The sequence below is a fragment of the Roseburia sp. OF03-24 genome (assembly GCF_003463035.1).
Lineage (GTDB): Bacteria > Bacillota > Clostridia > Lachnospirales > Lachnospiraceae > Roseburia > Roseburia rectibacter.
The window spans coordinates 22,948-44,575 of the sequence record NZ_QSCK01000029.1; the positions used below are offsets into that span (position 1 = coordinate 22,948).

Consider the following 21,628-nt stretch of genomic DNA (forward strand, 5'->3'; position numbering starts at 1 on the left):
ACAAATACAATGGAGGAAGAGAAGATGAAAAAAAGAGCAAAAAAGATAGTAGCATTATTTTTAACAGCTGGTATTCTGTTATCAGGGACAGTTGCGTGTTCTAATGTAGAAGGCATGCATCTTTCAGGATCGACAAGGGAATTGAATGTAACGAAAGAAGATACTGGAAAATCCGGAGATAATGTTCAGATGCTGCCATCGGATGAAAAATCAGACAAAATATTTGCGGACAGTTATGCTGATTTTGCAATAAAGGCTTTTCAAAATAGCTATGAAGCTGGAAAAAATACAATGATATCACCATATTCCGTGATAAATGCGCTTGCCATGACTGCAAACGGAGCATCAGGCGAGACTTTGGAACAGATGGAGAGTGTACTTTGCGGTACGGCAGACTGCTCGCTTGATCTTCTCAATCGGGAGCTGCAGCGTCTGCAAAGTTCCATGCCAAAGGAAAAAAATAATCATTTATATACAGCGAATTCTATCTGGTACAAAGATTCTGATGAGAACTTTGTACCGGCAGATGATTTTCTGAAGTTAAACGCTGAATTTTATCAGGCAGATATCTTTGCCTCGGCTTTTGATAAAAAAACGACAAAGGATATCAATCGCTGGATCGACCGGCGCACGGATGGAATGATCAAAGATATCATGGATCAGATACCGCCATATGCTATTATGTATCTTGTAAATGCAGTGGCATTTGAGGGGGAGTGGCAGGACCCGTATGAAAAGGAACAGGTGCATGATGCTGATTTTTATGATATTGATGGTAATCATTCAACAGTATCAATGATGTATTCGGAGGAACATTCTTTTCTGAAGGAAGAGCATGCCGTTGGATTTATCAAGCCGTATAAAGAAGGCTTTGACTTTGTTGCACTGCTTCCGGATGAGAATATGGATATCAGAGATTATATCAGTCAGATGAATGGAGAAACTTTTCTAAAGACAATTGCTCAGGCAAATGATACAATAGTGGAAACAGGTATGCCAAAGTTTAAGGCGGAGACGCAGAAAGAATTAGCGGAAGTTTTAGACAGAATGGGAATGCATGATGCATTTGATGAGAAATTAGCAGATTTTTCACAGATGGGGAATTGTAAAAATGGGGATAATCTGTATATCAGCCAGGTATTGCACCGGACAAAGATTGAAGTGAATGAACTTGGTACAAAGGCCGGGGCGGCAACAGTTGTGGAAGTGGAAACAATGGGGTGTCTGGAGGCAGTGGAAAATGTTGTGCTGGACAGGCCATTTGTCTATGCGATCATAGACAGGGAGAATGGGATACCTGTTTTTATTGGTGCGGCAGATGCTCTGTAAAATCATAACAGAACAGGATAAACATTACAGGAGGATATAATTCGGATCGTGGGGCAGTTTTTAGAGGATGAAAAGATTATTGAGTTATACTGGGTCAGAGATCAGAGGGCAATTACATGCTCACAGCAGAAATACGGAGCATATTGTCACAAGATAGCACAGAATGTACTGCACAATGAAAGTGATTGTGAAGAGTGTATGAATGATACATGGTTCCGGGCGTGGAATTCCATGCCGACAGAGCGGCCGGGGATATTGCAGGCGTTTTTAGGAGCGATTACAAGAAATCTATCCTTAGACCGCTACCGGAAAAATCATTCGAAAAAGCGTGGAGAGGGAGAAATTTCTTACATATATGAAGAGATGCAGGACTGTATTTCCGGTGAAAATATGGAGTTACATGTGGAAAATATGGAACTTGCGGAGATGATTAACCGTTTTCTGGCTGGGATGAAGACAGAAAACCGCAGGATCTTTGTGCGGAGGTACTGGTATTTTGACAGTATAGCTGAAATTGCAAAGAGATTCTCCATCAGTGAGAGCAAGGTAAAATCGTCTCTGATGCGTTCAAGGGAAAGTTTACGGAAATGTCTTGCTCAGGAAGGAATCGAGGTGTGAGCAGTGAAAGCAGATGATCTGATTGATGCATTCGGGCATATTGATCCAAAGTATGTTTCAGATGCGGAAGTTGAGATAAAATCAAAATCACGGATGAAGCGGATGTTTTATGTTATAAGAGAAAAAATCCCTTTAGAGAAGGAACAGCCTGCGCATATCACTATTTCGGCGGCGATGTGTATGACAGCATTTGTGCTGATCATCGGTGCAGGAATGTTTTATGGAAGGATCAGGGATGGATATTCAGGAAACAAAAATAACTCTGTGGACACGGTTTTCAATGATTATGATGGTATGTATGGAAGTACAGCAGCCGGATCAGCGGATGAGGCAGGGGTGGAAAAAGCAGAAGAGGATACCGGTCTGATCTTTAATGAGATTCGCGAAATGGAAAGTATAGCCTATGATGTAGCAGAACCGGACCAGATTGTTTCTTATGACGCAGCGGGGCTGGAAGAATATTTTGGAACAAAGATCTGTCCGACTTCCATTCCAGATGGATTCATCCTGTCGGATGGTGTTTATCATGTTGGATATGATAAAGCAGGAGAAGCAGTGGATGATAATAATAGTCTGATCTATTCGGATGAAAGTGGAGAACGTACATTGAAAATCGGAGTTCGTACAACGGAATCCGGGATCGTGACAAGATTTACAGATACACATTTAGCCACGTCTCTGGTGCATGGGATTACGGTCACAGCGGGATGTTATCCGATCGGGCAGACTGGCGGGTATAGTTATGTCGCTGTTTTTGAAAAAGATGGAGTTATATTTACCATAGAAAGTTCCGGTCTTACAGAGCAAAGATTTATCACAGTGATAGGAGAACTGACGGAATAGACAGATATGTTATGAAACAGAAGATTTAAAATAGGGTCTTGTCTGATAAAAATTCTAATGTCTTTTCTACAGGTTAAAAAATGAAGTTAAAAGAGATTGAGATTCCAAGACACTTATGATAGTATAAAAATAATTGTGAAGACACGAGAGAATCAGGTGCAAACAATCGATATTAAGGAAGTTAAACAGGAGGTCGTAGATAAAATGGAACAGTACAAGCAGGAATTTATCGAGTTTATGGTTGAGAGTGATGTGCTCAAATTTGGAGAGTTTACATTAAAGAGTGGACGTAAATCCCCATTTTTTATGAATGCAGGAGCTTATGTGACAGGTTCACAGTTAATGCGTCTTGGTGAGTATTACGCAAAGGCGATCCATGAGAAGTATGGAGATGATTTTGATGTATTATTCGGACCGGCATACAAGGGAATCCCGATCAGTGTTGTAACAGCAGTTGCATTCAGCAAATTGTATGGAAAAGAAGTCCGTTACTGTTCGGATAGAAAAGAAGAAAAAGACCACGGAGCAGATAAGGGAAGTTTCCTTGGAAGCAGTTTAAAAGACGGTGACCGTGTTGTCATGATCGAGGATGTTACAACATCCGGTAAATCCATGGAGGAGACAGTTCCGAAAGTAAGAGGAGCTGCAAATGTTGAGATCGTTGGCCTGATGGTTTCTTTAAACCGTATGGAAATGGGACTTGGCGGTAAAATGAGTGCACTTGATGAAATCCGAGAGACTTATGGTTTTCCGACAAATGCGATTGTAACGATGGAAGAGGTCGTAGAACATCTTTACAATAAGGAGTGTCAGGGCAAAATTGTCATTAATGATGAGATAAAAAAAGCAATTGATGCATACTATGAACAGTATGGATGTAAATAATGCGATGGATGACAGAAAAAAAAGACGCCGGCTGATTGCCGGCGTATTGTTCACTGTTTACTTTGCAGTGTTATTTTATTTTTTATTTTTTTCAGAAGAAATGGGACGAACTTATAGTGAAAGAGCATATCACTATAACCTTGTTCCATTCAAAGAAATTATGCGATTTATCCGTTATCGTAAAGCTCTTGGCACTTATGCAGTAGTTTTGAACCTTGCCGGCAATATTATTGCGTTTATGCCATTTGGAACATTTTTGCCGATCTATTATGAACGGTGCAGAAAAATGTGGTATACGGTTCTTTACAGTTTTGAATTAAGTCTTGTCGTGGAAATACTGCAACTGGTATTTAAGGTTGGAAGTCTGGATGTAGACGACCTGATCTTAAATACGATCGGGGGATTGTTTGGATTTCTTATCTATGATCTGGTGAAAAAGTTGACGCGAAAGATCACAGGGCGAAAGATGCATGATAATTAAAGTTCCAGATAGGTACCGCTTTTTACTTCTATCACAGAATCGCCATCAACTTCGAGCCATACACTGAGGGCACTTGGATTGTAAACTCTCCTGCAGTCTGCAGAAAAGAGGATACGTTTTGCAGCGTCCATATAGTCAATGATCTCGATGTTGGTTGCGTACCAGATATCATCCCTGCCACCCATATATGCGCAGAAATCTTCAATTACATTCCAGTTATCATGATTGTCAAATTCATAACTGTGACCCCATACATACATTAATTTTAAATATTGTTTTTTCTTAAATTCTGCAAAAAATTCAGCTTTTTCCATCAGATCCGGGGCGTCATGATGACAGGTCGGGTGCCATTCAAGCGGATCGGTTGGAAGTGCAAAATCAGCTGCCGGTTCTACGACACGGGCATAGGCAATTCCAAGCTGGCGGAATAATTGTTTGATGTCTTCATTGTAGGAACCATTTGGATAAGCATGTCCGCGGATAATGCGGCCGGTGATCTGTTCTAAACCTTTCCGGTCAGCTAAAATTTCTTCGGCAACTTCCGTCATCGGACAGCGTGCAATGGTCGGGTGAGTCATGGTATGGGTTGCAATTTCATGTCCGGTATAAAGTTCGTTGATACGTGAACTTTTAATCCGTGGTGGAGTAAGCCCTTCTTTATCGATCATTCCATAATTTAAATTAAAAGTTCCCCGTATGCCGTAACGGTTAAAAATAGAAACAAGACGCTCATCCTGGATTTTGCCGTCATCGTAGCTCATAGTCAGTGCTTTCGCCTTTCCTTTAGGGAAACATACATAAACTTTCATTGATAAAATCCTCCTGCAGGTTACATGGTAATATCTTTAAAATCTATTGTTATAGTAAACGCTTTTTACTTGGAGTGCAAGAACAATATGACTGCCGGACAGGTTGCATAAAAAGATATGTTTTTGTATAATAAAAGAATGTCGGCAGGAAAATGATATTTGAGAACGGCATGGAAGATTTAGGATAAAAATATGTGCCTGTCAGACACATGGATAAAAAGTGTGAAAATGAGGATAAATAGGATGCATAAAAAGCATAAAAGAGGATATAAATTCACAGACAAAAAGCAGTCAAAAAGGGGAGTTATTGCATGGATGCTGTCAGTTATTTCTTTAGCAGTTCTTGTTGCTGTTATTGTCTGTTCTTTTCAAAACAGAGGAAACGGCAGTATGTATCTTGGAAGTGCAGGAGTATCGTCCATGTTAGTCGGTGTGGTCGCATTATTTAATGCTGTCTTAAGTTTAAGAGAGGAAAATTCTTATCGTTTTTTTCCTTACCTTGCGACGATATGTTCTTTCCTTGCAGTTGGTGCATGGGTGGCATTATATGTGGTTGGATTTTTGCTGTAAATCACAATGTGTTAGATTACAACGTGATATATTTTGATAATTTATAATGACTCAGAATAGAGACATTCATTTATAAAAGAAATGGAGATTCAAATGACAGATTTTGAAAAACAGATTTCATTTATTATGGAACTGGATAAAATAAAAAAGATTACAAGGCAGACGTATTTAAGCGATGGGAGCAGAAAAGAAAATGATGCGGAACATTCCTGGCATCTGGCACTGATGGCGTTTGTGCTTGCTGATTACGCGAATGAGCCGATTGATGTATTAAAAACCATGAAAATGGTACTTCTTCATGATGTCATAGAAATCGATGCCGGAGATACCTACGCATATGATACGGAGGGCAATAAGACAAAGCGGGAGCGCGAATTAAAAGCGGCAGACAGGATCTTTGGATTACTCCCGGAAACACAGAAGAAGGAATACCGCGGTCTGTGGGATGAGTTTGAGGCTATGGAGACACCGGAATCAAAGTTTGCCAATATGTTAGATAAGGTGCAGCCATTATTTTTAAATGATGCATCGGGTGGTATCTCATGGGAAGAACATGGTGTGAAAAAGTCTCAGGTACTTAAAAGAGATGAGAGAGTGCATGAGGGCTCTGAGCGTATCTGGGAGTATGCAAAGTCATTGATCGAAAAAAATGCGAAGTATGGAAAACTGATTGATGAGTGATAGAATTTTGTTGTGGAGGTTTTGACTTAATGTTGTATAAAGAATTATATAAAGAATCCAACGAACTTGCGGAGGAGCGTTTTGCGTTGGTGCGTGAACGGATCGCAGAGATCGAAGAAAAGCCGGAGACCAAAGAAAAATATAAAGAATATTTCAGACAGACGGCACAGTTACTGCAGAAACAGGCGGCTGTTTACGATCTGTGGGCAGATGATGCGATTCAAAAGCGGAGTTTAAAGGAAGCAGAAGAATGTAATCTGGGATTCTATGAGGATATACTTGGAGCTGCATATCAGACAAGCTATGCGAATCCGGACTATGCTGTGAAAATATTAGGAGAAGAGTTTGGGCAGTTGCTCTGTGCTTATTTTGCTTACGTAAGAAGGGAGATTGGTGCAGCGTTTCGTGGAGATCTGATGCAGCTTACGATCCAGATGGAATTATTTGTGGAAATCTATAACCGTTTTGAGAATGGAGAAGAAAAAGATGCTCCGGAGAAGTCGGCAGTGCAGCAGGATCTGTACTGGTTTTTCCATGATTACAGCGAGATCTTTTATGAGAAAAGCCTTCGCAGGCTGATTGATCCGTCGGAAGATTTTGAGACGGATATTGTGATGAATGCAGATCTTACGGATCTGCGCTATCTGTATCGATACGGTGTATATATTGGAGAAAATGAAAAACAGATTGCAGCATTTTTAAATAAAATGACTGATGAAGAGATCCAGGCGATGGCAGACACCTATACAGAAGGGTACCGGATCGGTTTTGAAGTGACAGGCAAGGATCTTAGTAAAAAGCAGACAGTACAGCTTCGTTATCCGATCGGTTTTGAACGTATGGTCCGTGCAGCGGTGCATAATTTTGAAAAAATGAATTTAAAGCCGACCATGCTTGCAACGGTAACTTCACCAAACAAACAGTTTGACTATGACCACAGGGAAGACCGTGCGCTTTATCTGGATAAAGCATATGTGGAACGCTGTTTGGAGGCAAGAAAAAATTATTTCGAGGAAGAGAAAAAACTTGCAGCAGGTCATGCAGGCCCGGCAGTTATTGAAGTATTCGGGGAAGAACCGTTTTCACCGGAAAATAAAGAGTGTGCAGTGAAATATAACGAAAAACAGCAGAAACTGTGCGTTTATGAGATGAATATGGCAGGGCAGATGATCAATGAATATATCAAGGGCGAAGAACGCAGTTTTACGATCATCGCATACCCGATACCGGAGATTGGAGAGCGTTTCGAAGAAATCTTTGCTGAGACTGTGAAATTAAATACGTTAGATTACAAATTATACCAGACAATTCAGCAGAAGATCATTGATGTTTTAGATACAGCAGATCAGGTACACATCACAGGAAAAGGAAAAAACAAAACAGATTTATATGTAAATATCTGGAAATTAAAAGATCCGTCAAAGGAGACTGCATTTGAAAACTGTGTGGCAGATGTCAATATTCCGGTGGGAGAGGTATTTACTTCACCGGTACTAGAAAAGACCACGGGAACATTATTTGTCGGACAGGTATATTTAAACGGACTTAATTATGAGAATTTAGAGATACGGTTTAAGGATGGTATGGTAGAATCCTATACCTGCACGAATTTTAAGGATGAGGCGGAAAATAAAAAATATATCCGTGATAATGTCCTGAAACATCATGATACATTGCCGATGGGGGAATTTGCGATTGGGACGAATACGACAGCATACCGAATGGCGAGAGATTATCAGATCGCAGATAAGCTGCCGATTCTGATCGCGGAGAAAACAGGACCACATTTTGCAGTGGGAGATACCTGTTACAGTCATGAGGAGGACAACATTTCCTATAACCCGGATGGAAAAGCGATCGTTGCAAGGGAAAATAGTGTATCTGCACAGAGAAAAGAGTCCGTAGAAAAAGCGTATTTAAATTGTCATACAGATATTACGATCCCATATGATGAGCTTGACAAGATCACAGTGATAAGAAAAGATGGCAGTACAGAAGATATCATTGCAGATGGCAAATTTGTCTTAGCCGGAACAGAGCAGCTGAATGAGCCGCTTTTATAAAAACAGGATTGTTAAAAATAAGCTGGAGTCCTGCTTCAGAAATAAATAAGATAATATATAAGATTATTTAATAAATAAAATAATAAATATTAATTGGACTTCTAAAAGAATGACAGTTACAATACACATAGATAACAGTGGAGATTTGATACTGTAGGAATCTGGAAGGAGCACGATTATGGCAAAAGTTGGTATTGTAATGGGCAGCGATTCAGATATGCCGGTTATGGCAAAAGCTGCAGATATTTTAGATAAGCTTGGAATTGATTATGAGATGACGATCATCTCTGCGCACAGAGAGCCGGATGTATTTTTTGAATATGCAAAAAGTGCGGAAGCAAAAGGTTTTAAGGTGATCATTGCAGGTGCAGGAATGGCAGCACATTTACCGGGTATGTGTGCAGCGATTTTTCCGATGCCGGTCATTGGTATCCCAATGCATACCACATCGCTTGGTGGAAGAGATTCTTTATACTCGATCGTTCAGATGCCGTCCGGTATTCCGGTTGCAACCGTAGCAATCAACGGTGGAGCAAATGCAGGTCTGCTTGCAGCAAAGATCCTTGCTACATCAGATGAGGCACTGCTTGCGAAATTAAAAGAATATTCGAAAGAGTTAAAAGAGCAGGTTCAGGCGAAAGATGCCAGATTACAGGAAGTCGGCTATAAGAATTACTAAAAGAAGCAGATAATGATAAATGTATTATTCTGAATAAAACACATGACAGCAGAGACGGACAGACGATACAAAAAATGAACATGTAAACAACAGATTCAGGAGGAAAAGTAAATGGATTACAAAAATTCCGGTGTTGATATCGAAGCAGGATACAAATCAGTGGAACTGATGAAAAAATATGTACAGGGAACCATGAGACCAGAGGTTCTGACAGGTCTTGGCGGATTTTCCGGTGCATTTTCCATGGAAAAATTCAAAAACATGGAGAAACCTACCTTAGTATCCGGAACAGACGGTGTAGGTACCAAAATAAAACTTGCGTTTCTTATGGACAAACATGATACGATCGGAATTGACTGTGTTGCAATGTGTGTCAACGATATCGCATGTGCAGGCGGCGAACCTTTATTTTTCCTTGATTATATTGCATGTGGAAAGAACTATCCGGAAAAGATCGCATCTATCGTAAGTGGTGTGGCAGAGGGATGCAAACAGTCTGATGCAGCCTTGATCGGTGGGGAGACAGCAGAGCATCCGGGACTGATGCCTGAAGATGAATATGATCTTGCAGGATTTGCAGTTGGTGTTGTAGATGAAAAGGACATTATCACAGGTGCCGACTTAAAGGCAGGAGACGTACTGATCGGTATGGCATCCTCCGGTGTACATTCCAATGGTTTTTCACTTGTCAGAAAAATCTTTGAAATGACAAAAGAGAGTCTCGATACATATTATGATGAATTAGGAAAAACGCTTGGAGAGGCATTACTTGTACCTACAAGAATTTATGTAAAAGCACTGCGCAGCGTCAAAGAAGCGGGAGTACGTGTCAAAGCATGCAGCCATATTACAGGTGGCGGTTTCTATGAGAATGTTCCGAGAATGCTGCCGGAGGGAAAACATGCCATGATCCGCAAAGACAGCTATGAGGTTCCGGCTATCTTTAAACTGATGGCAGAAAAAGGACAGGTCGAAGAAAAAATGATGTACAATACCTACAATATGGGACTTGGTATGGTACTTGCAGTAGATCCTGCTGATGTGGATAAGACTATGGAAGCAATCAAAGCAGCAGGCGAGACACCATATGTGGTTGGCGAGATCAAAGATGGTGAAAAAGGAGTAACCTTATGCTAAAACTGGCAGTCTTAGTATCCGGTGGAGGAACAAATCTTCAGGCGATCATAGATGCAATCAGTGCAGGAAAAATAACAAATGCATGTATTTCGGTTGTCATCAGCAATAATGTAAATGCCTATGCATTAGAACGTGCGAGGGCACATGGAATCGAAGCATTGTGTATCTCACCGAAAGATTTTGAAAGCAGGGAGGCTTTTAATCAGGCATTCCTTGAAAAATTAAATTCTTACAATGTGGATCTCGTCGTGCTCGCAGGATTTCTTGTAGTATTGCCGGAAATGATGATAAAAGAATACGAAAACCGCATTGTGAATATTCATCCATCCCTGATTCCGTCTTTTTGTGGAAAAGGGTTTTATGGATTAAAAGTGCATGAAGGTGTGCTTGCCCGTGGCGTAAAAGTAACCGGTGCAACGGTACATTTCGTGGATGAGGGGACAGATACAGGACCTATCATTTTACAGAAGGCAGTTGAGGTAAAGCAGGGTGATACCCCGGAAGTATTGCAGCGTCGTGTCATGGAACAGGCAGAGTGGGTGATCCTTCCGAAAGCGATCGATCTGATCGCAAACGGGAAGGTATCCGTGAAAGATGGTCATGTGATCATTGCAGAGTAAATAATGGAATATCAGACCGATAAAATGTATTCATGAAGTGGCAGTGAGATAAATGAAACAAAGTGTATCATAAAAGAGTAAGGAGCGACGGAGAATGAAAGTATTAGTAGTTGGAAGCGGTGGACGTGAACATGCAATCGTGACAAGTGTGGCAAAAAGCCCGCGTGTCGATAAAATTTACTGCGCTCCGGGAAATGCCGGAATTGCGGCCCTTGCAGAGTGTGTACCGATCGGTGCCATGGAGTTTGATAAACTTGTGGCTTTTGCAAAAGAGCATGCCATTGATTTTACGATCGTTGGAATGGATGATCCACTGGTTGGTGGTATTGTGGATGTTTTTGAAGCAGAGGGATTAAAGGTATTTGGACCTCGTAAGAATGCAGCTATTTTAGAGGGCTCTAAGGCATTCTCAAAAGATCTCATGAAAAAATATAATATTCCGACAGCGGCTTATGAAAACTTTACTTCAGCAGAGGAGGCACTTGCTTATTTAGAGACAGCAAAGATGCCGATCGTATTAAAAGCTGACGGGTTGGCGCTTGGTAAAGGTGTTTTGATTTGTAATACCTTAGAGGAAGCAAAAGCTGGTGTTAAAGAGATCATGGAGGATAAAAAGTTCGGAACTGCCGGAAATACCATGGTCGTGGAAGAATTTATGACAGGACGTGAAGTGTCTGTTTTATCTTTTGTGGATGGAAAGACGATAAAGATCATGTCTTCTGCACAGGATCACAAACGCGCAAAAGACGGTGATCAGGGATTAAATACCGGAGGAATGGGAAACTTTTCACCAAGTCCTTTTTACACGAAAGAAGTGGATGATTTCTGTCAGAAATACATTTATCAGGCAACCGTGGATGCCATGGCCGCAGAGGGAAGACCGTTTACCGGCGTTATTTTCTTTGGATTGATGCTGACAGAGGATGGACCGAAAGTGTTAGAGTATAATGCGAGATTCGGTGATCCGGAAGCACAGGTCGTACTTCCACGTATGAAAAATGATATCATTGATGTAATGGAAGCCTGTGTAGATGGTAAGTTAGATACCATTGACCTGCGGTTTGAGGATAATGCAGCAGTCTGCGTGGTTTTAGCATCGGATGGATACCCGGTATCTTATGAAAAAGGATTTAAGATCAGTGGTCTTGAAAAATTTGATGGAAAAGATGACTATTTCTGCTTCCATGCCGGAACGAAATTTGATGAGAATGGCGATATCGTCACAAACGGCGGACGTGTGCTCGGTATCACGGCAACCGGAGCCGATCTGAAAGAGGCAAGAAAGAAAGCCTATGAGGCAACCGAGTGGGTCAGCTTTGCCAATAAATATATGCGTCATGATATCGGAAAAGCGATTGATGAGGCAGAATAAAAGTGGAGGACACATCAGATGACCAGAAAAGAAAAAGCGATCGAATTACATAATAAAGGATTTAATTGTGCACAGGCAGTTGCCTGTGCATTTGCTGACGAAACCGGAATACCGGAGGAAACGTTATTTGCAGCCTGTGAGGGATTTGGACTTGGCATGGGTGGCATGGCAGCAACCTGCGGAGCAGTATCCGGTGCTGTTATGCTTGCAGGATTAAAAAATAGCTGCAAAAACCTAGAGCAGCCGGCAAGCAAGGCAGATACTTACAAACTGACCAGGGAGATCACGAAGGAATTTCTTGATAAAAACGGATCACTGACCTGTGGGGAATTAAAAGGCGTTACAACTGGAAAGGTACTAAGAAGCTGTCCGGATTGTATCCGTGATGCTGTGGAGATCGCCGAGAAGATCTTAGAATTATAAAAAAATATGGAATGATACTATGTTATATCAGAAGGAAGATGCGGGAAAATCCTGCATCTTTTTTTCTTTACCTAGAATCATATTTTTGCACTTTAAAGTGGCAGAATGACGTGAAAAAAATACGAAATAATTTATTGTTATGTCAAAATATACAACGAAATAAAACGAAAAATAAAGAAAATTGATAAAGTGCACAAATAAAAAAGAAGAATTTTCAAGAAAGACAGAAGAATATTGTATGTTTATCTAATCCTCCTGTTGATATAATGCACTTGTAACAAACAAAGAGTTACAAATACATTAAATCAAATGGGAGGATTTTTCTATGAAAAGAAAGGTAGTTAGTGTAATCTTAGCAACAGCAATGGTAGCATCTATGGTAGCAGGATGTGGCGGAAGCAATAATGCATCCACAAACAATGCCGGAACAACAACCGATGCAGCAGCAAGCGATGCAGCAGCAAGCGATACATCAAATGATGCAGCAGCTACAGAGGCAGCCGACGCAGGGGACGCAGCAGCCGATGCAGCAACAGACGCAGATGCAAGTCTTGCAGACAAAAAAGTTGGTGTATGTATTTACCAGTTCTCCGATAACTTCATGACACTGTTCCGTACAGAGCTTGAAAATTATCTGGTAGAAAAAGGATTTTCAAAAGACAATATCACAATCGTTGATGGTGCAAACGATCAGGCTACACAGACAGGTCAGATCGATAACTTCATCACAGAGGGTGTAGATGTTCTTATTATCAACCCGGTTAACTCTTCTTCCGCAGCAACCATCACAGATAAAGTAGTTGCAGCAGGAATCCCGCTTGTATACATCAACCGTGAGCCGGATGAAGAAGAGCAGAAGAGATGGTCAGATAACAACTGGGATGTTACATACGTTGGATGTGATGCCCGTCAGTCCGGTACTTTCCAGGGTGAAATGATCAGTGATCTTGGCCTTGATACCGTTGATTTAAATGGAAATGGAAAGATCGACTACGTTATGGTAGAAGGTGATCCGGAGAACGTTGATGCACAGTACCGTACAGAGTATTCTGTAAAAGCTCTTGAGGATGCAGGACTTGAAGTTAACTGCTTATCTGATCAGGTTGGTAACTGGCAGCAGGATCAGGCACAGCAGATCGTAGCAAATGCCCTTGGACAGTACGGTAACGATGTAGAAGTTGTATTCTGTAACAACGATGCAATGGCACTTGGTGCTTTACAGGCAATCCAGAGTGCAGGACGTACCGTAGGTACTGATATTTATCTGGTAGGTGTTGATGCATTATCAGAGGCATTAGAGGATGTTCTTGCAGGAACCATGACAGGTACCGTATTTAACGATCACTTCTCACAGTCCCACAGTGCAGCAGATGCAGCTATCAACTACATCACAGGCGCTGGCAATGATCACTACATCGGATGTGATTATGTAAAAGTAACAAAAGACAATGCACAGGATGTTCTTGACATGGTTAAATAATCTGTAAATAGAACAGGGTATAAAAGTGGTGCGGGTGCATATGGCACCCGCTGCCACTATTCATAAGAATTATGATCAGACTGCAGAAATGCAGAAATGAATGTATGAAATAAAAACAGGCAGATATATATTCTATGAAAAATGAAGTGTGCTAAATAGCACAGATATGAAATAGGAACATAATTGGCAGAGAAGTAAGCCAAATGATATAAAGGAGGAGAAACATGGCTGAGTATAAACTGGAGCTTAGGGGCGTGTGCAAATCTTTCCCCGGTGTCAAAGCACTTGACAATGTACAGTTATCACTCCGTCCGGGAACAGTCCATGCACTGATGGGGGAAAACGGTGCAGGAAAATCAACCCTGATGAAATGTTTGTTTGGTATCTATAAAATGGATGCCGGAGAAATTATTTTGGACGGAGAAAAAGTCGAGATCAATAATCCGGATGAGGCAATGAAAAAAGGAATTGCCATGGTACATCAGGAATTGCAGCCGGTACCGGCAAGAAGCGTTGCAGAAAATATGTATCTGGGAAGATTCCCGACAAAGTATGGACCATTAAAAGTCATCGATCATAAGAAAATGTATGAGGAGACTGCAAAATGGTTAAAAGAAGTAAAAATGGATTTTGATCCGAAAGCACAGCTTGGATCTTTATCCATAGGTCAGATGCAGTCTGTTGAGATTGCAAAGGCTGTTTCACAGCAGGCGAAAGTTATCATCTTTGATGAGCCGACATCTTCTCTTTCCGATAACGAAGTAGAAGCATTGTTCCGCATCATGAATGATCTAAGAGACAAAGGTGTGGCAATGGTTTACATTTCACATAAGATGGATGAGATCAAACGGATCGCTGATGATATCACGGTCATGCGGGATGGTACATATGTTGGAACCTGGCCGGCAGCAGAGATGACAACAGACCAGATCATCACAAAGATGGTTGGACGTGAGCTGACCAATGTATATCCACCGAGAGAAAACAAACCGAGTGATGAAGTAGTTATGGAAGTAAAGAATCTTTGCTCCATTCATGCGAAATCATTCCAGAATGTAAGTTTTCAGCTCCACAAAGGCGAGATCCTTGGATTTGGCGGTCTGGTAGGTGCACAGAGAACAGAGCTTATGGAAGGAATCTTCGGTATCCGTGGTATTGCATCCGGTGAGATCTATATGCATGACAAAAAGGTAAAGATCAAACATCCGATCGATGCGATGAATGCAGGAATTGGTCTGATCACTGAGGATCGAAGAGGAAACGGTATTTTCGGATGCCTGTCCATAAAGGATAATGTAGGTGTATCTATTTATAACAAATATCTCAATGCAGGATTTGTTTTAAATCACAAAAAGATCAATGAGATCGTAACAAGCAGTATTAAAAAATTAAGCATTAAGACTCCGAGCATGAAAGAACATATTTCCAATCTGTCCGGAGGTAACCAGCAGAAAGTAATCGTTGCAAGATGGTTAGCCAACGATCCGGATGTTCTGATCATGGATGAGCCTACCCGTGGTATTGATGTAGGTGCAAAACATGAGATTTATGAGATTATGTGTGACTTAGCAAAACAGGGAAAAGCAATCATCATGATTTCTTCAGAGATGTCAGAGCTTCTTGGAATGTCAGACAGAATTTGTGTTATGTGTAACGGTAAACTGACCGGTGAGGTTGAGAAACCGGAAGATATGACACAGGCAAAAATTATGGAATACGCAACAAGATTCTGATGCGATAGGAGGAGACGAAAATGGGAAAGACAAAACAGCAGAAAGTAAAAGATTTTTTGATCAACAACGGGGTTATTATTGTAATGTTCATTCTGGTAATCTATACCGGTTTAACATCCAATAACTTCTTTACAAGCAACAACTTAATGAATATTCTTATGAATATGAGTGCACGACTTGTCATTGCACTTGGTATTGCAGGATGTGTTATCACCGCAGGATGTGACCTTTCCGCAGGACGTATGATCGGTTTTGGTGCATGTGTCTCAGGTATGTTGTTACAGCGTCTGGATTACTCCGGTAAATTCTTCCCGGATATGAAACCTATGAACGTATTTTTAGTAGCGATCATCGCAATGCTCATCTGTGCAGCATTTGGTACTGTAACCGGTATCTTTATTGCATACTTAAATGTACCACCTTTCATTGCAACCTTAGCAATGATGGAAATCGTTTATGGTATTGGACTTATCGTAACAAACGCAACACCACTTGGTGGTTACGTAGAAGCATACACAAATGTAGCAAATGGTAAATTCCTTGGTATTAACTACCTGATCTGGATCGCAATTGTTGTGGCAGCAATCACATGGTTCATTTTCAACATGACTCGTCATGGAAAATATATGTATGCGATCGGTGGCAACCCACAGGCAGCAGAAGTTGCAGGTGTTCCTGTAAAGAAAACATTGATCTTAATCTACATGAAAGCAGCAGCTATGTATGGTCTTGCAGGATTCATGCTCGGCGCAAAAGCAGGTGGTGCATCTGTTCAGACCGGATATGGTTACGAGATGGAAGCAATCGCAGCATGTACGATTGGTGGTGTATCCGTAACAGGTGGTCGTGGTAAAGTTTCATCCGCTATCATCGGTGTTGCAGTATTCGAGTTATTAAAGGTTGCACTCCAGTACTTAGGAATGAATGCGAACGCACAGTACATCGCAATCGGTGTTGTAATCTTCGTAGCAATTTCTCTGGATATCAGAAAATATATAGCAAGAAAATAAAAGATACGGTATAATTTCTATATCGGACTGTAAAATAACGGCTGGGTGTTACAGACCAGCCGTTATTTTTTCTCTATGAAAAAGAAAGGAAAACAAGGATTATATGACTACAGAACAGATTTTAGAGACAGCAGGAATCCCATTACTTTTATTTGTGATTTTGATCTATTATGGAATGCGTTTATGGTTTATGAAAGATATTTCAGCCATCCGCGGAAAAAATAAGCCGCCAGTGAAAGACGAAGAAAATTATGCAAAGGCTGCAGGAAAGCTGATGTTCTTTTTTGCAGTTGCAACGCTTGTCATGATGTTTTTATTATTCTGGAACACCTATATTGCAGTGGCAGAGATCATTATCTGCACTGTGATCCTTGGAATTTTATGGCATAATATGAATGCAAAATATGGAGACTAGCAGGAGAAAGTTACAATGAATTTATATTCGGTATTATTGGTAGATGATGAGGAAGAAGTATATTCTGTTATCATGAAAAAACTTGACTGGGAAGCGATGGGATTTCGTATTGCCGGATATGCAAGAAATGGTGTGGAAGCATTAGAACTGGCGGAAGAAATTCAGCCGGATGTTGTAATGACAGATATAAAAATGCCTTACATGGACGGACTGACTTTAAGCAAAAAGTTAAAAGAGCTTTACCAGAAAATTAAAATCATTATTTTTTCCGGATTTGATGAATTTGAGTATGCAAAAGAAGCTATAAAGATCGAGGCTGAGGAGTATATTTTAAAACCAATCAATTCAAACGAACTGCGGGAAGTGTTTGAGCGGATCAAGACAAACTTAGACAGAGAACTTGATGAGAAGCGCAATATCGAAAAACTGCGTGCATATTATATGGAAAGTCTTCCGGTATTGCAGGAAAACTTTTATACCTCACTGATAGAGGGACGTATCCCGGCATCTGAGATTGACAAATATTTAAAACAATACCAGATACCGTGGAGCGGTCCATATTATGTAGCGACGATCTTACATATCAGCACACAAGATCCACAGCTTGAACTCGATCCGTTTTTGCTTGGAATGTCAGTAAAACAGCTTGCGGAAGAACAGTTTGTGGACAAGTGGAGATCTAATACATTCTTTTATTTGGGAGACATTCTTGTGATCACGCAGCTGAAAGATACCGCAGAGATCACAGTTTATACCAATGCAATGGATAAGTTCTGTAAACTGGCGAAGCGTGTCTGCGGTGCAAAGGTCACCGCTGGAATTGGAGCAATCTGTGATGAGATCGCAGAGCTTCCGGCTTCCTATCAGGGAGCGCGCAATGCGGTTTCCTACCGTGTGATTTATGGAAATACAAGAGCCATTAATATTGCAGAGATCGATCCACAGGGCAGTGCAGAAGAACCGTGGGAAGAACAGTCGATCGGGAATATCTTAAAAAAGATAAAGACCGGGGATGAGAGAACCTTAAAAGAGGCAGTGAAAGAGAGCGTTACACAGTTATCCGGACGGGGGGCATCACTGCAGAAATACCAGATATTTATCACGGAACTTATTGCTGAGATTTTCCGGTTTGGTACGCTCAATGGACTGAATCTGGATGAAATCTTTGGTGGCACCGGTGATATTTACCGGGAAGTTATGCAGATGGAATCACCAGAAGCACTGGAAAGCTGGCTGTTAAAGACCGGATGCCAGATGCAGGAGATGATCCAGAATGGCAGACAGGATACGACGAAATCATTTGTGACAAAAGCGATCGAGTATGTCAGGGAACATTATGCAGATTCGAGTCTTAATGTGGAGAGTGTATGCAAAAATCTTTCTGTGAGTACAGCATATTTTTCCACGGTGTTTAAAAAAGAAACCGGAAAAACTTTTATCAATTATCTGACGGAGTACCGGATGGAACAGGCACTGGATCTGCTATTAAATCAGGATGAGAAAACATATGTTATTGCAGAAAAAGTAGGATACTCAGACCCAAATTATTTCAGCTATGCATTTAAGAAACAGTTTGGAATGTCACCTTCAAAATACAAAGCAGAAAAAAGGAAATAAATTTGTCAAACATCAGGGAAAAAATAAAAGAGATAACTGCATATATAAGACATTTGGTAAAACCACACAGTATTCAGGTGACGATCTCTATTTCGTTTACGATCCTTTCCATCTGCAGTATGTCATTTCTTGGCGTCACGCTCTACCGGCAGTTTTCAAACAGGGCGGAGACGATGACGATCGAGAGCACAGGGCAGCTTTTAAATCAGACCGCCATCAATCTGGAGGATTATCTCAGAAATATGCGTCGTATTTCGGATACCATGTATTACAGTGTCATCAAGAATAAAGATCTTGCCAGTGACACGATGGATGAAGAAATGAATCTTTTGTACGAAGCAAATAAAGATAATCTGATCAGTATTGCCTGCTATACAGGAGATGGGCAGCTTGTGGCAGCGGTACCTGTTGCAAATGAAAAAGAGCAGGTGAATATCATAACACAGCAATGGTTTACCGATGCGGTCGGTCAGATGGAGAATCTGCATTTTTCCACGCCGCATGTGCAGAATCTGTTTGATGATCCGACCTACCGCTATTACTGGGTCGTCTCCTTAAGCCGGGCTGTAGAGCTGACAAGCAATGGAACGTCGACGCTTGGAGTCCTTTTGGTTGATATGAATTACAGCAGTATTGAACAGATCTTAAAGAAAGCAAATGTTGGAAATTCATCGGAATATGTTTACCTGATCGATGGTAAGGGTGAGATCATTTATCATCCGAGACAGAAACTGATCTATACGGATCTTTATCAGGAAAATAACATCGAAGCTGCAGGATATGAGGATGGAAGTACAGAAGAGACTTTTCTGGGTGAAAAACGTCTTGTTACAGTAAAGACAGTCAGTTATACCGGATGGAAGATCGTCAGTGTTGTACCGATGAGTTCTTTTGATATGGGTATGACCGGTACAAAATATTTTGTGATCATGTTAGTGACGGTGTGCATGCTTGCTGTGATTCTTTTAAATCAGCTGGTGTCAGCAAGTATTGCAATGCCTTTGAAGAAGCTGAATAATTCGGTCAAGGAATGGGAGTCAGGAAACCTGAATCCGTCTATTTATATCGGCGGAACGATGGAGGTCGAACATTTAGGACGCACGCTTAAGTCTACTGTGGAACAGATAAGGCAGCTGATGCAGGATATTGTGGTTGAACAGGAAGAAAAGAGGAAAAGTGAACTCGATGCACTTCAGTCACAGATCAATCCTCATTTCCTGTATAATACATTAGATTCGATCGTATGGATGATCGAGGGCGAGCGGTATGAGGATGCAGTGTTTATGATCACACAGTTAGCGAGTCTTTTCCGCATCAGTTTAAGCAGGGGAAAGACGGTCATAAGTGTGGAAGATGAGTTAAAGCATGCCAGAAACTATATGAATATCCAGAAAGTCCGATATAAAAATATTTTTGAAGTGCGGTTTGACATAGATGAAGAGATCCTGCAGTGCTGTACGGTAAAACTGGTGGTGCAGCCGTTGCTTGAAAATGCAATCTATTATGGCGTGGAATGTATGGACGGAGACGGTGAGATCGAAGTCCGGGGATACCGGCGTAATGATGATGTCTATATTGAAGTAACGGATAATGGACTTGGAATACCGGAAAATGAGGTCGAACAGCTTCTGAGGGAAAATAATCGTGTACACAAACGTGGATCGGGTGTAGGACTTTTAAATGTGCATAACCGGATCAGACTGCGCTTTGGTGAAAAATATGGTCTTGAAATAGAGAGTGTGCCGGATGAGGGCACAACGGTAAGAATTCATCTGCCATATATTATATATACACCCGAAGAGCAGGAACGGTTAGAAGCAGGGAGAAAACAGCTATGAAGCAGGCCGGAAAAAATAATTTAATGTATTTAATGGCAGTGATTATAGTGATTATTGCATTTATTGCTTTTGCGACATATGGGATGCTTGATGACAATAAAGATGAGGAATGGTATCCGGTATCCGTGATCGTAGAAAACAGCAGCAGCGACAGGTATACTTCTTTCCGGGAGGGACTTGAACGTGGCGCAGAGGATTATCACATCCGGTTGAATGTTGTATCAACGGGGAACTTTCTCAATCTCGAAGAAGAATACCAGATCATCCACAGGGAGCTTGACAATGGGGCAAAGGGTGTGATCGTTGAAATGTGTGACAGCAGAAATTACACAGACGACGCAGCAGTGGAAATCGGTTCTGATAAGATGATCCTGGCAGAGACAGATGTGGATGCAGAGGGAATGTATGCGGCAATACTGCCTCAGTCTTATGAGATGGGGGCAGCAGTTGCAGAGGCTGTCATTGCGGATTATGGTGAAAATTTAGCGGAAGTTAATATTGGAATCCTTGCCGGAAATCAGAAACAGACTGCCGGAGTGCAGTGTCTGAAAGGTTTCATGGATAAAATCCAGACCGCCGGTGCATCCATTGCATGGAACTTGTCCGATGAAGATAACGTAAATAATACATTTGAATGGTGCCTGCAGAAAAAGAAAGTGGATATTGTGGTGTCTTTGGACAATGATACTACAGAGCAGGCGGTAGACTACCTTCAGGCACAGAAACAGATAAAATTCCAGCTTTACGGAATCGGATGTTCGGAAAAAAATGTCTATTACCTTGACAAAGGAGAAATCAGGGCGTTGATCGTTCCGAATGAATTTAATATCGGGTATTTAAGCGTGGCAGCGATCGCAGGACAACTGCGGGAGCCGTTATCTTCTGCAAAAACAGAAGAAATCGGTTTTCTTACAATTACAAAAGAAAATCTGTATGATGAGGAGAATCAAAAGATTTTATTCCCTATTGTACAGTGATATAAATGGGCAGAGATATCAGGTTGAGGGGCGAAGTGTCTGCCGCAT

At 41.2% G+C, this 21,628-nt stretch carries 21 protein-coding genes; 20 read left to right on the forward strand and 1 reads right to left on the reverse strand.

The genetic code is table 11. From position 1 onward, the window contains the following. Window positions 1-24 precede the first annotated feature (24 nt). The 5 genes from DXA60_RS14105 to DXA60_RS14125 all read left to right on the forward strand — a co-directional run bounded on the left by DXA60_RS14105 (window position 25) and on the right by DXA60_RS14125 (window position 4,156). The gene (locus DXA60_RS14105) at window positions 25-1,329 is read left to right on the forward strand and encodes a serpin family protein (protein ID WP_243006902.1); all 1,305 of its coding nucleotides are present in this window, start codon (window positions 25-27) and stop codon (window positions 1,327-1,329) included. 48 nt (window positions 1,330-1,377) lie between these two features. Continuing rightward, window positions 1,378-1,947 carry an RNA polymerase sigma factor gene (locus DXA60_RS14110; RefSeq protein WP_022111972.1) on the forward strand — a complete coding sequence of 190 codons (570 nt, stop codon included), beginning with the start codon at window positions 1,378-1,380 and terminating at the stop codon, window positions 1,945-1,947. A 3-nt stretch (window positions 1,948-1,950) separates the two neighbouring features. Then, the gene (locus DXA60_RS14115; protein ID WP_117922007.1) at window positions 1,951-2,790 is read left to right on the forward strand and encodes a hypothetical protein; all 840 of its coding nucleotides are present in this window, start codon (window positions 1,951-1,953) and stop codon (window positions 2,788-2,790) included. 204 nt (window positions 2,791-2,994) lie between these two features. Further along, window positions 2,995-3,675: an orotate phosphoribosyltransferase gene (gene pyrE / locus DXA60_RS14120; RefSeq protein ID WP_015559808.1), complete on the forward strand. Its 681-nt coding sequence runs from the start codon at window positions 2,995-2,997 to the stop codon at window positions 3,673-3,675. After that, complete coding sequence (locus DXA60_RS14125) at window positions 3,653-4,156, forward strand: VanZ family protein (RefSeq protein WP_117922008.1); 504 nt, start codon at window positions 3,653-3,655, stop codon at window positions 4,154-4,156. The genes pyrE and DXA60_RS14125 overlap by 23 nt, the downstream gene beginning before the upstream one ends. Here DXA60_RS14125 and DXA60_RS14130 read toward each other — a convergent pair. Next, entirely contained in the window at window positions 4,153-4,965 is an 813-nt protein-coding gene (locus DXA60_RS14130; RefSeq protein WP_117922009.1) for a polysaccharide deacetylase family protein, read from the reverse strand. The two genes, DXA60_RS14125 and DXA60_RS14130, sit on opposite strands and share 4 nt — an antisense overlap. A 243-nt stretch (window positions 4,966-5,208) precedes the next feature. Between DXA60_RS14130 and DXA60_RS14135 the strand changes: the two genes are divergently transcribed. From DXA60_RS14135 to DXA60_RS14205, 15 genes are all read left to right on the forward strand, one after another. Next, entirely contained in the window at window positions 5,209-5,535 is a 327-nt protein-coding gene (locus DXA60_RS14135; RefSeq protein WP_241070731.1) for a DUF6142 family protein, read from the forward strand. A 93-nt stretch (window positions 5,536-5,628) separates the two neighbouring features. Next, on the forward strand, window positions 5,629-6,216 hold the full coding sequence (locus DXA60_RS14140) for an HD domain-containing protein (RefSeq protein WP_117922011.1): 588 nt from the start codon (window positions 5,629-5,631) through the stop codon (window positions 6,214-6,216). Between the two features lie 29 nt (window positions 6,217-6,245). Continuing rightward, window positions 6,246-8,279 (forward strand): aminopeptidase, encoded by a 2,034-nt coding sequence (locus DXA60_RS14145; protein WP_117922012.1) that lies wholly within the window; start codon window positions 6,246-6,248, stop codon window positions 8,277-8,279. A 178-nt stretch (window positions 8,280-8,457) separates the two neighbouring features. Beyond that, complete coding sequence (gene purE, locus DXA60_RS14150) at window positions 8,458-8,958, forward strand: 5-(carboxyamino)imidazole ribonucleotide mutase (RefSeq protein WP_006855648.1); 501 nt, start codon at window positions 8,458-8,460, stop codon at window positions 8,956-8,958. Between the two features lie 111 nt (window positions 8,959-9,069). After that, window positions 9,070-10,095, forward strand: a complete 1,026-nt coding sequence (gene purM, locus DXA60_RS14155) for a phosphoribosylformylglycinamidine cyclo-ligase (RefSeq protein WP_117922013.1) — start codon at window positions 9,070-9,072, stop codon at window positions 10,093-10,095. Further along, a complete protein-coding gene (gene purN / locus DXA60_RS14160; RefSeq protein WP_117922014.1) occupies window positions 10,089-10,715 on the forward strand; it encodes a phosphoribosylglycinamide formyltransferase in 627 nt (208 codons plus the stop codon). Before purM ends, purN begins: the two co-directional genes overlap by 7 nt. A 94-nt stretch (window positions 10,716-10,809) precedes the next feature. After that, window positions 10,810-12,087 (forward strand): phosphoribosylamine--glycine ligase, encoded by a 1,278-nt coding sequence (purD, locus tag DXA60_RS14165; protein ID WP_117922015.1) that lies wholly within the window; start codon window positions 10,810-10,812, stop codon window positions 12,085-12,087. Window positions 12,088-12,105: 18 nt separating this feature from the next. Further along, complete coding sequence (locus DXA60_RS14170; protein ID WP_117922016.1) at window positions 12,106-12,510, forward strand: C-GCAxxG-C-C family protein; 405 nt, start codon at window positions 12,106-12,108, stop codon at window positions 12,508-12,510. A 325-nt stretch (window positions 12,511-12,835) separates the two neighbouring features. Beyond that, window positions 12,836-13,990 (forward strand): galactose ABC transporter substrate-binding protein, encoded by a 1,155-nt coding sequence (locus tag DXA60_RS14175; RefSeq protein WP_117922017.1) that lies wholly within the window; start codon window positions 12,836-12,838, stop codon window positions 13,988-13,990. Window positions 13,991-14,214: 224 nt separating this feature from the next. After that, complete coding sequence (locus DXA60_RS14180) at window positions 14,215-15,723, forward strand: sugar ABC transporter ATP-binding protein (protein WP_117922018.1); 1,509 nt, start codon at window positions 14,215-14,217, stop codon at window positions 15,721-15,723. 20 nt (window positions 15,724-15,743) lie between these two features. Then, a complete protein-coding gene (locus DXA60_RS14185; RefSeq protein WP_117922019.1) occupies window positions 15,744-16,733 on the forward strand; it encodes a galactose/methyl galactoside ABC transporter permease MglC in 990 nt (329 codons plus the stop codon). A gap of 103 nt (window positions 16,734-16,836) precedes the next feature. Continuing rightward, complete coding sequence (locus DXA60_RS14190; protein WP_117922020.1) at window positions 16,837-17,148, forward strand: hypothetical protein; 312 nt, start codon at window positions 16,837-16,839, stop codon at window positions 17,146-17,148. A 15-nt stretch (window positions 17,149-17,163) separates the two neighbouring features. Beyond that, entirely contained in the window at window positions 17,164-18,765 is a 1,602-nt protein-coding gene (locus DXA60_RS14195; protein WP_117922021.1) for a response regulator, read from the forward strand. Continuing rightward, on the forward strand, window positions 18,762-20,603 hold the full coding sequence (locus DXA60_RS14200) for a sensor histidine kinase (protein ID WP_117922022.1): 1,842 nt from the start codon (window positions 18,762-18,764) through the stop codon (window positions 20,601-20,603). Before DXA60_RS14195 ends, DXA60_RS14200 begins: the two co-directional genes overlap by 4 nt. Then, window positions 20,600-21,580 carry a substrate-binding domain-containing protein gene (locus DXA60_RS14205; protein ID WP_117922023.1) on the forward strand — a complete coding sequence of 327 codons (981 nt, stop codon included), beginning with the start codon at window positions 20,600-20,602 and terminating at the stop codon, window positions 21,578-21,580. The genes DXA60_RS14200 and DXA60_RS14205 overlap by 4 nt, the downstream gene beginning before the upstream one ends. Window positions 21,581-21,628 lie beyond the last annotated feature (48 nt).